14 protein-coding genes, 1 tRNA gene and 1 pseudogene are annotated in these 13,052 nt (G+C 68.7%); 10 read left to right on the top strand and 6 right to left on the bottom strand.

Annotated elements, in window-relative coordinates:
* Positions 1-13 precede the first annotated feature (13 nt).
* Positions 14-244, bottom strand: a pseudogene (locus ABZ345_RS35175) (FAD-dependent monooxygenase); the annotation flags it as partial.
* A 216-nt stretch (positions 245-460) separates the two neighbouring features.
* Between ABZ345_RS35175 and ABZ345_RS35170 the strand changes: the two are divergent.
* The 5 genes from ABZ345_RS35170 (at position 461) to ABZ345_RS35150 (ending at position 2,403) form a co-directional block, all read left to right on the top strand.
* A complete protein-coding gene (locus tag ABZ345_RS35170) occupies positions 461-1,072 on the top strand; it encodes a lysoplasmalogenase (protein ID WP_359858617.1) in 612 nt (203 codons plus the stop codon).
* A 69-nt stretch (positions 1,073-1,141) separates the two neighbouring features.
* A tRNA-Lys gene (locus tag ABZ345_RS35165) sits at positions 1,142-1,215 on the top strand.
* Between the two features lie 147 nt (positions 1,216-1,362).
* Complete coding sequence (locus ABZ345_RS35160; RefSeq protein ID WP_359858614.1) at positions 1,363-1,560, top strand: hypothetical protein; 198 nt, start codon at positions 1,363-1,365, stop codon at positions 1,558-1,560.
* Positions 1,557-2,012, top strand: a complete 456-nt coding sequence (locus ABZ345_RS35155) for a histidine kinase dimerization/phosphoacceptor domain-containing protein (RefSeq protein ID WP_359858611.1) — start codon at positions 1,557-1,559, stop codon at positions 2,010-2,012. The genes ABZ345_RS35160 and ABZ345_RS35155 overlap by 4 nt, the downstream gene beginning before the upstream one ends.
* A gap of 196 nt (positions 2,013-2,208) precedes the next feature.
* On the top strand, positions 2,209-2,403 hold the full coding sequence (locus tag ABZ345_RS35150) for an LPXTG cell wall anchor domain-containing protein (protein ID WP_359858715.1): 195 nt from the start codon (positions 2,209-2,211) through the stop codon (positions 2,401-2,403).
* Positions 2,404-2,547: 144 nt separating this feature from the next.
* Here ABZ345_RS35150 and ABZ345_RS35145 read toward each other — a convergent pair whose 3' ends face one another.
* The 3 genes from ABZ345_RS35145 to ABZ345_RS35135 are packed head-to-tail and all read right to left on the bottom strand — an operon-like array spanning position 2,548 to position 3,847.
* The gene (locus ABZ345_RS35145; protein WP_359858608.1) at positions 2,548-3,414 is read right to left on the bottom strand and encodes a transglutaminase family protein; all 867 of its coding nucleotides are present in this window, start codon (positions 3,412-3,414) and stop codon (positions 2,548-2,550) included.
* On the bottom strand, positions 3,411-3,566 hold the full coding sequence (locus ABZ345_RS35140) for a DUF6307 family protein (protein ID WP_359858606.1): 156 nt from the start codon (positions 3,564-3,566) through the stop codon (positions 3,411-3,413). Before ABZ345_RS35140 ends, ABZ345_RS35145 begins: the two co-directional genes overlap by 4 nt.
* Positions 3,563-3,847 carry a DUF5994 family protein gene (locus ABZ345_RS35135; protein WP_359858603.1) on the bottom strand — a complete coding sequence of 95 codons (285 nt, stop codon included), beginning with the start codon at positions 3,845-3,847 and terminating at the stop codon, positions 3,563-3,565. Before ABZ345_RS35135 ends, ABZ345_RS35140 begins: the two co-directional genes overlap by 4 nt.
* Before the next feature lie 623 nt (positions 3,848-4,470).
* Between ABZ345_RS35135 and ABZ345_RS35130 the strand changes: the two genes are divergently transcribed.
* Entirely contained in the window at positions 4,471-5,085 is a 615-nt protein-coding gene (locus ABZ345_RS35130) for a hypothetical protein (protein WP_359858600.1), read from the top strand.
* Positions 5,086-5,103: 18 nt separating this feature from the next.
* Here the strand turns inward: ABZ345_RS35130 and ABZ345_RS35125 are convergent, their stop codons facing one another.
* Positions 5,104-5,259, bottom strand: coding sequence for an RGCVC family protein (locus ABZ345_RS35125; RefSeq protein ID WP_359858597.1), 156 nt, complete (start codon positions 5,257-5,259; stop codon positions 5,104-5,106).
* Between the two features lie 259 nt (positions 5,260-5,518).
* Complete coding sequence (locus tag ABZ345_RS35120; RefSeq protein WP_359858594.1) at positions 5,519-6,940, bottom strand: FAD-dependent monooxygenase; 1,422 nt, start codon at positions 6,938-6,940, stop codon at positions 5,519-5,521.
* Positions 6,941-7,394: 454 nt separating this feature from the next.
* Here ABZ345_RS35120 and ABZ345_RS35115 point away from each other — a divergent pair, with 454 nt between their 5' ends.
* The 4 genes from ABZ345_RS35115 to ABZ345_RS35100 are packed head-to-tail and all read left to right on the top strand — an operon-like array spanning position 7,395 to position 13,039.
* On the top strand, positions 7,395-8,744 hold the full coding sequence (locus ABZ345_RS35115; protein ID WP_359858591.1) for a tyrosine-type recombinase/integrase: 1,350 nt from the start codon (positions 7,395-7,397) through the stop codon (positions 8,742-8,744).
* The gene (locus tag ABZ345_RS35110; RefSeq protein ID WP_359858588.1) at positions 8,734-10,572 is read left to right on the top strand and encodes a hypothetical protein; all 1,839 of its coding nucleotides are present in this window, start codon (positions 8,734-8,736) and stop codon (positions 10,570-10,572) included. The genes ABZ345_RS35115 and ABZ345_RS35110 overlap by 11 nt, the downstream gene beginning before the upstream one ends.
* A complete protein-coding gene (locus ABZ345_RS35105; protein ID WP_359858586.1) occupies positions 10,569-12,653 on the top strand; it encodes a hypothetical protein in 2,085 nt (694 codons plus the stop codon). Before ABZ345_RS35110 ends, ABZ345_RS35105 begins: the two co-directional genes overlap by 4 nt.
* Positions 12,650-13,039: a hypothetical protein gene (locus ABZ345_RS35100; RefSeq protein WP_359858583.1), complete on the top strand. Its 390-nt coding sequence runs from the start codon at positions 12,650-12,652 to the stop codon at positions 13,037-13,039. The genes ABZ345_RS35105 and ABZ345_RS35100 overlap by 4 nt, the downstream gene beginning before the upstream one ends.
* Positions 13,040-13,052: the final 13 nt, after the last annotated feature.

The raw sequence follows: 13,052 nt of genomic DNA, 5'->3' as shown, positions 1-13,052 counted from the left end.
GCACGTCACCTTGCCCGAGCTCGGCGTAGTTCAGCTCGAACTCGCCGTCCTCACCCCGGAACGCGCACACCCCGTGTGAACGTCCTTTGTGGAGCAGCCCGTCGGCGAGACCGTGCTCGGTCAGCACCCGGACGCTGTTCGGGCTGAGAAATCCGGCCCTGGCCCTGGTCTGCACCTGCTCGCGGCTCGCCCGTTCGACGACGAGGGTGTCGATCCCCTCACCGCGCAACAGGTTTCCTAACACCAGTCCTGCCGGTCCCGCGCCCACGATGAGCACGGTGGTGTGGCCGGCCACGCCTAGCGGTCCTCTCTCCGAACGCGCCCATGTGGGCCCGTGTGTGGCAGCACTGGACCGCAACCGCAAGCCCGCGCACGAGCGGCACGCCGGAGGCCTAGTTGATCATCACTCCATCTTGGACACCGAGTGTCTACAGTGAGGCCCTGAAGCTGAGGAGTGCTCATGAAGCTGTACGCGGTCGCCGCCGTCGTCGACTCGGTCATGGCGGTCTCGCGCAGGCCTGCCGGCGTGCGCAAGGTCACCAAAACGGCGCTGATGCCCGTGCTGGCGGCGACCAGCCCACCGCGCTCCCCCGGCATGGCCATCGGTCTGGCCGGGTCGTGGGCGGGCGACGTGGCGCTGCTCGGCGATTCGGACCGGGCGTTCCGAACCGGACTCTTCAGCTTTCTCGTGGCTCACGTCGGGTACACGGCGGCTCTGGCGCGCCTCTCGCGACCTGGGTCTCGCAAGGCGGTGCTCCCGATCATCGCGGCTTCGGCTGCCGGTGCCGCGGTGTTCGCGCGTGCGGCCGGGCCGATGGGGCGGCCGGTCGGGTTGTACGCGTTGACGCTCGGGACGATGGTGGCCGCGGCCTCGACGGCACGCGGGCCGGGTGCGCGACGGGTTTTCGGTGGTGCGGCACTGTTTGCTCTGTCCGACGCACTGCTCGGGGCGAGCCGGTTCGTCCTCAAGGGACGGGCGGCGCGGATCGCCTCCGCCGGCGTGATGCCGACTTACGCCGCAGCTCAGTGGTTGATCCACACCGGGTTCGAGCGGGAGGGTGACCCCGCCTGAAAACCCGTTGGATGCCCTGTGCTAACGTTCTTGATGTCGGAATGAGCTACACGTCCGGCACACAAACAAGCGCCGCTAGCTCAGTTGGTTAGAGCAGCTGACTCTTAATCAGCGGGTCCGGGGTTCGAGTCCCTGGCGGCGTACTCCGGAGAAGCGGGTCGACTTTCGAGTCGGTCCGCTTCTTCGCGTTCTGAGTGCTCACCAGCAACACGGGTGGTGTGCCGCGCTTTGGGGGAACCGGGCCGGTTGAGCCGCAGGTCGGGGGCTGTTCTGCCGGACAATCCGGTGATGTGATCTCCCAACGCCTCGCGGCGCGGCCGTTGCTCGCGGACAGCCTGCTGGCCGCGGCGGTGCTGGCGTTCCAGCTGTGGCTGTCGCTCGGGGTGTACGACATGCCGGCGGACGGTTTTCTGCTGGTCGAGGTGCTCACCGCGGGTGCACTGGTGCTGCGCAGGCGCTATCGGTTCTGCTGGTGGTGTCCCTCATGATCTTCCTCGTCGTGGTGGAGCACATCCAGGAGAACCGCACGATCAACTGCATCCTGTCGATCCTCATCGCGACGTACTCGGCGTCGGTGGCGTTGCGGGCGCGCTGGGCGGTTGTCGCGACCCTGTACGTGATCGTGATGGGCATTCAGCCGTTTCCGGTCCATCCCAATGCGGAGGTGGTGCGCAACCTCATCGAGTGGAACATGATGATCGTCATCACGGCGTGCCTCGGCCAGGTTCAGCGGCGCAGCAGGCGTCGTGCCGCACGACTGGAGCACGCGCTCTCGTTGCTCGACGACGCGCACAAACAGCTGGCTGAGGACGCGGTCGCGGTCGCGGTCGAGCGCAACAGGATCGCCCGCGAGATGCACGACATCGTCGCGCACAGGCTGAGCGTGATCGCCGTGCGCGCCGGGGTGGCTCGTGCGTTACTGCCGACGGATCCGGCTTAGGTCGCGGAGGCGATCGGCGTGATCGAAGCGACCTCGCGGGAGTCGCTGGTGGAGATGCGGACCATGCTCGGTTCCAGACCGTCGACAACTGACTGGACCTGCTCGACAACGAGCTGGACGCCATCGAGTCCGATGTGGACGGTTCGGATGACGTGCCGGTCATCGCCGACACCATCACCTACGCCAAGGCGGAGGCCTGCCGGAAGCCGAGCAGGAGACCCGGCCGGAACTGGAGCAGGCACTGGGGGTCGAGGCGAAGCAGTCCGAAACCCCACTCGCCTACACGGGCAGCAACGGCATGGTGCCCGCCGGCCTCGCCGGGCTGGGGATGCTCGGCGCCGGTCTGGTGCTGTTGCTGCGGCGCAGGCGTCCGGCGGTCGAGAAGCACTGACCGGCGCCCGGGAAGGGGGCGGGTACCGCCCGCCCCCTTCCTCGAGAACTGAATCTGCTGCGATCGAGGAAGCATCCAGCGGCATGAGTGAACGGCCCGTGCGTTGAACATCGCGCGGGCCGTTTCCGTGTGCACGGGCAACGGTCATCGCCAGGCCGGGGCGAGGTCCTCTTCCGCGAGCACGGCCATCGATTCCAGCAGCGGACCACCGAACGTGGTGACCATCGCGACGTCGGCGGCGTCCCTGCCACGACCGATGACGACACGTCCTTTGCGGGTTGCGTTGTTGCGCGGGTCGAAGGTCCACCAGCGGTCACCCAGCCAGACTTCCATCCACGCCGCGAAGTCCATCGGCGCGTCATCGGGCTGCGCGTCCAGGTCCGGCAGGTAGCCGAAGGCGTATCTGGCGGGGATGTTGAGCGCGCGGCAGAGCGAGATCGCCAGGTGCGCGAAGTCACGGCAGACGCCGAGACCCGAGGCGTTGACGTCTGCGGCGGTCGACTGGGAGGTGGAGCTGCCGTAGGTGAAGGTCAACGAGTCGTGGACGTGCCTGCAGATCTCCTGCACCCGCTGGTAGCCGGGCGGATGGGATCCGAACCTCGACCACGCCTCGTCGCCGAGCACGTCGGACGTGCAGTAGCGACTGGGCAAGGTGTACAGCAACACGTCGTCGGGAAGATCGTCCGGCGCCGTCTCGGGGGCGTTCACGTCGACGTCCTCGGTCCGATCGGGTACGTCCACCCAGGCCGAGTACTCCACAGTGGACAGACCGGCGGGCAGCACGAGGCGCGAACACCAGTTGCCGTACAGGTCGAAGTGATGCCGCACCGGCGTCTCCGGTGAGACCGCCAGATGTTCACGGCTCACCAGCACGTCACCGCTTCGCGCCGCCCCGATCAGGAACACCGCCGCGGTGGGCACTTCGGCGCGGTAGGTGAACGCACAGCCGACGCGGAGCAGCCGAGTGCTCCGCGCCTGAGGTTCCTCTCGTCCGTCGTGGCTCGAGGTCAACGCACTCGCTCCGGGATGTGGTCCAGCGCGCGCAACACGTGCACGGCGAGATCCCGCGCCTCCTTGTCGCCCAGTTCGGTGCGGCCGGACAGCACGTCCCGCACCATCGTGAGCCTGCGTTCGTAAGCGGATGTGTGGGTCGTCGTGGTCATCGAACTCCTCGGTTGGTCTGCTGGCCCGCAACGACGTCCGCGGTGTGCGGCGGCCTGGTCCAGAACCCGGTCGCCCTCGGGATCTCGCCCAGCCGAACTGCCGGCACCGCGAGCGGTGCGGGCAGTTCGGCGGCGAGGTCCCGGGAAGGCGGCCACCACGCACCGTCGACATACCCCGTGGTGAGCGCCTGCGGCCGCAACCGAGATCGCAGCGGACACCGAGGCTGCTCTGTGGCCGTGACGGCCAGTGGAGTGATGGAATGGTGGGGGGCCGACGTCATGCCGGGACTCCCGTCTACAGCCGAAAATACGACTGGTTCAGGTTTCGCCGAGTACGACCTGAGCTTGACCACTCAGGCACGAGATGTTCTCGGCAAAAACGACACTACACCCTTTCCGCGATGTTTTACCGAACCGACATCGGATATTTTCAGCCACCGCCTCGCCTTCGATGCTGGTAGAGGCTCGCCACCAGCCCGAACCCGCTTCGTTCACCCGTTCAGTCGAAGAATTCTCGGCCACCTCGGCAAGCCATCGGCGAAAGTGCCAAAAAATGAGCGAAGAAATTCGACCTCGACCGTTTTTCGGCTACGTAAGAAATGTGGCCCGGGTCTTTGCGCCCTCGACGTGGCAGCGCAGAACCAACGGGCGGGTTTCGCGTCAGCACACAGGCGAGGTCGGAGAACTCGACGCAACATCTGCGCGGGCCGATGCGAAACCGTTGGCCTGAGGAGGTTTCTGCCCCCACCCCAAGTCACTCCACAATGGACTGTCTTACCCGGTTGCTCGCGTGGTGAGGCGGGTGCGGGCGTAGTGTGGGCCCATCGACGATTCAACGAACAGCCAGCAGTCCCTCACGAACTCGACCAGGCTCACCAGAAGGATCCGGGCCAGCGCGGCCGTGATGGCGAGCGTTCTCCTGCTCCTCGCGGCCGTCCTGGTGATGACGCTGGGCGTCTCGGAGGTGGGCGCGGCGTTGCTGGGGGTGCTCGGATGGCTGGTCGCACTGGCTGCGCGCCTGCCCGTCCTGGCATCGGCGGGCCGGCTGCACGCGATCAGGCGGCGCGACACCATCCTCGCGGTGACATCGGGGATCACCGACGAGGTGGTCCGGCTCGCGCTCGTGCTGGCCCTGCTCGGCGGGGTCGGATCGGCGCTCTGGGCGGGCTTCGGCTGGACGCTCGCCGGCCTCGTGTTCACCGGTGCCACCCGGATGGCGCAGTTCCGCTGGCCACTCGGGCAACAGGCTGCCGAGCAGTTGAGGTCGCAGGGCGGGTTCAGCAGCACGCATCCCGTGCACGCCGGCGTTCGCGCCGTCACCGCGACCTCGCTCCACCTCGGCGCGACGCTTCTCCTGACCGCCGGACCGTGGTGGGTGCTGGTGACCGCGGCCGCGCACGCCGTGGTGAACGTCGTGTTCGCCCGGTGGGCCTGGCGAAGGCTGGTACCTGTCGAAGTGCTCGGCACCGTCGTCAGCGCCGCGCTCCTCGTGGCCGGACTGCTGATGTCCCTCAGCTGACGATCCAGCAGTCGGCGGTCATCGGCAGATGCAGCTTCGGGGCAGTGCGGAGGCGGTGGTCGCGGCGCAGAACCGAAGACCGAGCGGATCGTGCTCGTACGACGGGTGTGGGCACGCGGCACAAAGATGAGCGCCGGCGTTGTCGGCCACTGCGGGTGTTCTCGGCTCGGACATGGGCATGCGGGTACTCCGATGAGCGTTGGTGGAACGCGCAGGTGCGGCCGCGATCGCTGGAACGACTCGAGCGTCACCAGGAACGTTTGGCCGGAGCCACGGGTGAAGGCACTTGGATGGCCGGATCAGCCGGATTTCTCGTGCGCCCAAGGCGACATCAGCTTGACCGCCGATGCGCGACATACCCTCGGTGACCTCACCCTACGCTGCGCAGGACCTTCTTGGGAAAACGAGGGGCGGACCTGGTTCCGCGGCGAAATCAGTCAGCGGGCTCGCCGAACCAGCGGGCGAGGTGGTCGTCAAGGTCCTGCTGGTCCTCACCGATCCACGCGACGTATCCGTCGGGGCGCAGCAGGAGCGCCGGCACGTCCAGCGCCGCAGTGGGATCCGCGATCAGGTCGACGCGGTCCGACCAGCCCCCGACGGTCAGGCGTTCGGTGCGGTCGAGCACCAGGGCGCGGCCCCGGTGCAGCTGGTCGTAGAGGGAGCCCTGTTTCAGGTCGATGTCGTGCAGGCGGCGGCCCAGCAGGTCGGGGCCCTCGCCGAAGTCGTAGCGGATGCCGATCGCGGTGATCTTCTCGGTCAGGTGGCGGTTCACGTCGTCGAGGTCCATCAGTTCGGTGAGCAGCCTGCGGACCGCCCGTGCGCCTGGTTCGGGAGAGTGCAGCGCCACCTGGGCTCGGGTGTTGTTCAGCACGTCCTCGGCCACCGGATGACGTTCGGCGTGGTAGGTGTCCAGCAGTGTTTCCGGTGCCCAGCCGTGGATCTGGGCGGCCAGCTTCCAGCCGAGGTTGACCGCGTCCTGCACGCCCAGGTTCAGGCCCTGGCCGCCGGCGGGCGGGTGGATGTGCGCCGCGTCGCCTGCCAGCAGGACCCTGCCGAGCCGGTACCGCTCGGCCTGGCGGGTGGCGTCGCCGAAGCGGGACAGCCAGCGCGGCGAGTGCACGCCGAAGTCGGTGCCGGCGATGGCCCGCAGCTCCCGTTTGAAGTCCTCGAGGGTGGGTTCGGCGCGGCTTTCGCTGACCGTGGCGCACGGGATGATGGCGCGATAGACGCTCTCGCCGAAGGGGGCGAGGGTGAAGACCTTGTTGGTCTCACGGAGTTCGGTCACACGAGCGGCGATCTCTTCCGGCGGCGCGCCCGCTTCCAGCTCGCCCATCAACGTGTCGTTGCGCGAGGGCTCGCCGGGGAAGCCGACGCCGAGGAGTTTGCGCACGGTGCTGCGGGCGCCGTCGCAGCCGACGAGGTAGCGCGACCGCAGTCGCTCACCGCCGGCCAGTTCCACGGTCACGCCCTCGTCGTCCTGCTCGAGGCCGGTCACCGCACGACCGCGCCGGACCTGCGCGCCCAGTTCGGTCGCGTGTGCTTCGAGGAGGCGGTCGATGACCGGCTGCGGGATGCCCAGCAGGTAGGCGGAGTCCAGGCCCTCGGGAGGAGGCTTCGGAATGGCGGCGAAGAGGCCGCCCACCGGGCGTTGCCTGCCGCGTTCGAGCAAGCGGTCCAGCAGTCCGCGCATCGCCATCAGCTCGAGGCTGCGAATGTGCAGACTCACCACGCGCACGAACGACGAAGCCGGTTCAGGTTCCTTGTCCAGAACGAGCACGCGCACGTCGTGCAGTCGCAGTTCGGCTGCCAGCATCGCGCCGGTCGGCCCGCATCCGGCGACGATCACATCGAACATGAACCACCCATTCGACCAGGCCCCGACATCGGCGGCCGATTGTCGGGCAGTGCCGGTTCGTGCGGCAAGCGATATACGCCAAGGAAAAGTGCGGACTGCCCGAGTGTCCGACCGAACACCTGTGCGAAGCCGGTGATAGGTTCGACCCCATGGACCGGCAGCCGCTCGAACTGTCCCAAGTGGACGGCAACCTCACCTTCAGGTACGACTCGACCGGGCAGCCGGTGGCCGTCCTGCCCGCTTGTGCATAACCGGTCTCTGACCGGAACATGCCACCTCGATGATCACGACGCGTTGGCATGTCCGGTTCACTCGCTCCGAACTGCCGCAACTGACCACCCCGCTTCCGTTTGTCGCTGAGCTTCCGGCTGGCTGGGATGAGTGGCTGCGGCGGGCGGATGTTGTTGCGGGTACACCGTTTCTGCTGTCACCGTCCTATGAGTACGACGTCGCGTTGAACGACTTCTTTCAGGGCGTCGAGATGGTGGCCAGTGCGAGGAACACGCAGTCGGGTTACGCGCGGGACCTCGCGGCGTTCCTGACGTTCCTGTGGTCTGCCCGCGAGCGACGCTCGTGGCGGGATGCGACCGAGGCGGATCACCTGGCCTACTTGCACTGGCGGCGCCGTGATCCCGCTGGGCCACGCGTGTCCGGCGCCGCGTGGGATCGTGAGGTCGCGGCGGTCAACCGGTTCTATCGGTGGGCGTTGAGGCGCGGACATGTGCGAGTCAATCCGATCCCGCAGACCACGCGACGTCCGGTTCCGCTGGAAGCGGGGTGGGCGAACCGGGCCACGCTGGACGAGCAGCGGCCGGCCACGTACTCGCACGACGCGGTTCGCGAGCGGGTGGAGTGGCTGCCGCCCGTGGAGTACCGGCGGTGGCGGGATGTCGGCGTTCGCGGGTTCACGGCTGCGGGTCTGCCGGACGAGCGGTTCCGCGGTCGGTGGGCGGCGAGGAACGCGGCGTTCTGCGACCTGATGGTGCGCACCGGGCTTCGTCTGGCGGAGCAGGTGGCGCTGACCGTGTTCGAGATGCCGCTGGATCACGGAGCGGGCGGCTATCAGCGGTTCTGGTTGCCGCCATCGATCGCCAAGGGTGGCTCGGCTCGCTGGGTGTACGTGCCGACTTCTGTGATCGCTGACTTGGTCGCCTACACCGAGATCGACCGCCCTGCGGTGGTCGAGGCCGCCCAGGATCGATACCGGCGGATGCAACGGCCACTCGTGGTGCCGGATCCGGCGCGGCCGGTCGCCATCCAGGTGACCGCGGCCGGGATCCAGCGGCGCCTCAAGGTGGAGCAGCTCGACGCTGCCGAACGTCGGGCGCTGCTGGTCGAGGGGCCTAGAGGACTGGAACCGGCGTTGTTCTGGCTGGGCGAGCACGGCTGGCCGTTGTCGGTGCACCGGTGGAAGAAGATGTTCGCCGAGGCGAACATCCGCTGCCGGAAGGCCGCGGTCGAGCTGGCCGCGCACGCCCACATGCTGCGCCACACCTTCGCGGTGGTGACGTTGGAACAGTTGCAGCGCGGTCATATCGCGGCGCTGGCGGAGCTGACGGAGGAGCAGCGCGGTCACTACACGCGGATCTTTGGCGACCCACTGGACTGGGTGCGCCGCCGGTTGGGGCACCGCTCCGTGGTGACTACCCAGATCTACCTGCATGCCCTGTCCGAACTGGAGATGCATACCTGCACGGCACTGGTCCCGGACGGGTGGGAAGACCCACGGGCCATCGCGGTGGACGCGCTGCTGGTCGACGAGCCCATGCACGACGATTCCCTGGTTGTGCCCGGTGGAGCGTGACGGACGCGGGAGCACCTACGCCGGTCGTCCGGCCGCCGTTCCCGACCAGGCCTACGGCCCAGCGGCCGAGGTGGCCGATTCCGCGGGCGGCCTGGTCGTCGAGTTCCTCGGCGAGGACGGCCGGGCCGGAACCTTTCCGATCGGCGATCTCCCACTGCCGGGATGGCATGCCGCGGTCGCGGCAGCGTTCGCCGCGCTGGTCGGCCCGGCGGGCACCCGCCGCACGCTGGCGTCGGCCGCGACGGCATGGGGAACGCTGGGACGGTTCGCACGGTTCCTGGCCGACTTGCCAGACCCGCCTGCGACTCCGCAGCAACTGATCGCCTCCCAGCTCGATTCCTTTCTGCTGCACCGCATCGACACGATCGGCGCTGTGGCAGCATGGATGGAAATGGGCGTGCTGCGCCGGATGTTCCGACGACCGGCGCTGCGTGATCTGGTGTCAGCGACGGTGCTGAACTACCTGGGGCGACGCGGTCGGAACACCAAGAAACCGGGGGCACCGGGCTACTCCGAGGGCGAGTGGACGCGGCTGGTCTTCGCGGCCCGCGCCGACGTCGAGGCGATCCGCGACCGCATCGACGCCGGAGAGCGCCTGCTCGCGGCCTGGTCTACCAACCGGTCCGCGCTGGACCACCCCGATCGGGAGCTGGCCGGGCAGTTGGGGCAGATCGCCGAGAGCGGCGTCGTTCCCCGGCTGACCGGCGCGATCGGGCAGGAGCGCGGGCGGCGCACCGCGCTCGCGCAGCGGCTGTTCGTCACCCAGGCCGACCGGGAACCGCTGCTGGTGCTGCTCGGCGCGGTGACCGGCCGCAACCCGGAGACGCTCAAGGAGCTGCCCGCCGAGCACCGCATCCTCGACGGCCGCGCCGTCAAGCTGCTGGTCACCAAGCGCCGCCACGGACCGCAGCGCTGGTTCGACACGGTCACCTGGGAAATCGGCCCGCCCCACCGCGAACTGCACACCCCCGGCGGCCTCTACCTGCTGCTACACCGGTTGATGGCCCGGGGCCGGGCGTTTCGTGTCTCGCCGACCGGCTCGAACTCGATCTGGTCGGTCTGGCGCAACGCCCGCACCGGCGGGCTGGCCGGAGTGCACGAACACGAGGACCCGTTCGCCGCAAACCTGACCACCTCGATCAACTTCACCCAGTGGGCGCGTCGGCACGATCTGCGCGCCGACTCCGCCGACGCACATACTGCGGCGCCGCCACTGCAAGTGCGTCTACCGCGCGTCCGCACCAGCGTCGAGGTGCGCCGCACCCGCGCGGTCGGCGGTCATCTGCCCTCGGCGGTGCGCTCGAACACCGTCGACGTGCTGTTCGCCAACTACCTTCGCGGAGATCCGACCGCACGCGACTGGGCCGAGGACGTTCTCGGCGACGCGGTGGTCGACGCCGAGCAGGCCGCGCTGGCGGCGCACGACCGTGTCCTGCACGCGGCCGGGCGCACCCTTCTGCGCATCGAACTCGCCCACCACACCGTCGCGGTGCAAGAGGGTGCCTGGACTGCGTGCAGCGACCCCGACCAGCACCCCGGCACCAACCAGCCCTGCCGCCGCATGTCCTTCCTGGACTGTTTCCACTGCGGGAACTGCGTGATCACGCGCTCACACTTGCCGGCTATCCTCGCGCTGCTGGACGACCTCGCCGCACGCCGCACCCAGCTCGGGGAAACCGACTGGTGGATCCGCTACGGCCCGGCCTGGGCCGCGATCCGCCGTGACGTACTGCCAAAGTTCACCCCCGCCGAGCTCACCGCCGCACGCGCGAGTGCACCAGCCGACGCGCTGCTCGAGCTGGCCGAAGACCCCTGGGAGCGCCCGTGACCGCAACCGCGCACGAGCTGCACGAGCCGGTCGGCGCCCAGCACCACGTGCTGGCCGACCGACCCCTGCGGCCCGGCGTCCTGCTCGCCGAGACCTCCCGGTTCGGCGACGATGTCTGGCGGCTGGAGCATGGCCTGCTCCAACACCACCTCAAGACCCTGGTCCTCGACTTTCCGTCCGTGCCCGAGCGCTATCGGTTGCACGCCAAGCAGTTGTGCTACGCGATGCTCGCCGGACCGCTGCCACCGGGCGAGCGCCGACAGAACGTGAGCACCGTCCGCAGCGTGTTCAGCGAGGTGCGGCGATTCCTGTACTGGCTCGACGGCCGGCCGCCCGAGGGCGCACGTCCCGCTCGCCCCAGCCTCGCCCAGCTGACCGAACAAGACATCACGGACTTCCACCGGCATCTGCTGACGCTGCCCAGCCTCGGCGCACGCCAGCACGCCCGCCACGCCGTCCGCCTGCTCTGGCGCTACCGCACCGGTCTCTCGGACCCGCTGCGGGTCAACCCACATCAGGTCGATAGCTGGCCGAACAGCAAGCGCCCCAGGGAGAACACGACCGACCGCATCCCCGAGCCCGTCCTCGGACCACTGATCACCTGGGCGCTACGGTTCGTCGACGAGTTCGCCCCGGACATCCTTGACGCCGAGCAGCGCTGGCGGGACTACCGATCGCGCTTCCGCAACGGCAAACGCGGCCACAACTCCGGCATCTCCCATCAACTCCAGTCCTATCTGGACGACCATGCCCGAACCGGACGTCCACTGCCCGGCCACCAGGGACGCCCGAACCTGCAGTTCATCGCCACCGAGATCGGCATCAGCCACACAGGACTGATGCGTCGGCACCGTGACACGGTCGCCCGAACCGCCGCACTCGTCGGCACGACCGAACACACCTGGCTGGACACCACCGTCCACGGACGACTCGACGACAGGCCCTGGATCGACGGCATCGCGCTGAACCACCCCACCCAGTCGATCCGCAAGCTGGCCCGGCTGCTGCAGATCTCCTGTTACATCGTGATCGCATTCCTGTCCGGAATGCGCGACAGCGAGGTCAAGCACCTGCGCCGCGGATGCGTCACCGTCCACCGCGACGCCGACGGCAGGCCCTACCGCTGGAAGCTGACCAGCCGCGCGTTCAAGGGCGAGGCTGACGCCACCGGCGTCGACGCCACCTGGATCATCGGACACCCGGCGGCCCGCGCGGCCGCTGTTCTGGAGCGACTGCAGCCCGCCGACCGGCCCATGCTGTTCTCCCACCTCGCGCACAGCAACGCCACCAGCACCTCCAAGACCACCCCCACCCAGGCACAAAGCACCGGCACCACCAACGCCCAACTCGGCGAACTCGCCCGCTGGATCAACGACTACTGCACCCGGCACGGCCGCACCGACAACATTCCACCGATCAACGGCCAACCCTGGCGGCTGTCGACCCGACAGTTCCGCCGCACCCTGGCCTGGTTCATCGCCCGCCGCCCCGGCGGCTCGATCGCCGGCGCCATCCAATACCGGCACCTGAGCGTCCAAATGTTCGAGGGCTACGCCGGCACCTCCGACGCCGGCTTCCGCGCCGAGGTCGAAGGCGAACAGGCCCTGGCCAGAGGCGAACACCTCCTCGCGCTGATCGACACCCACGAGCACACCGACATCGCCGGACCAGCCGCCGACGAAGCCCGGCACCGACTGGACGGATTCGCCGACCGGGCCAGGTTCAGCGGCACCGTGCTCACCGATCCACACCGCCTCCGGCGGCTTCTGCAGCGCGAGGACCCAGCCATCTATCCCGGCACGTTCGCCACCTGCGTGTTCAACCGCGACAAGGCACTCTGCCACCAGCGCCGGGACAACCACGGCATCACCCGCCCGACCCTGGGCAACTGCCGGCCGCTCGAATGCGCCAACGTCGCGCTCACCACCGACAACATCGCCGCGCTGCGCGCTGAACGGGACCGCGTCGACCACGAGCTCGCCCTACGGCCGAGCCTGCCTCCGCTGCTGCAGCACCGCCTCCGCAGCCGGCGCGATCAAATCAGCCACTTCCTCGACCGCCACGTTCCGGAGACCTCGTGACCCGCCGCACCGCCCTGCCGACGCGCGCCGAGATCCGCACCGCGATCTCGCACCTCACTGAAGCCGCCGGCAAGCCACCGACCGTCCTGGCCCTGGCACGCCACATCGGGCTCGCCAACACCACGTTCCGCCGCAACTTCCCCGACATCGCCACCGAGCTCAACCAGCAGCGGTCGCAGCCATCACCCCACGACCCCGACGCCGTCAGCCAGTTCGAACAGCTCAAACGCGACAACAACAAGCTCCGCCAGGACAACCACGAACTCAGACAACACCTCGAGCTCGCCATCTCGAACATCCAACGGCTCACCCTGGACAACCATCAGCTACGGCAACACCTCGAAGCCGCCGGCAAGGTTCGCCGCCTCGACGGCCGTCACCCCTGACGCGGAAGAGGCC

Source organism: Lentzea sp. NPDC005914, assembly GCF_040629405.1.
Classification (GTDB): domain Bacteria; phylum Actinomycetota; class Actinomycetes; order Mycobacteriales; family Pseudonocardiaceae; genus Lentzea.
This window is presented reverse-complemented; position numbering and strand designations above follow the sequence as displayed.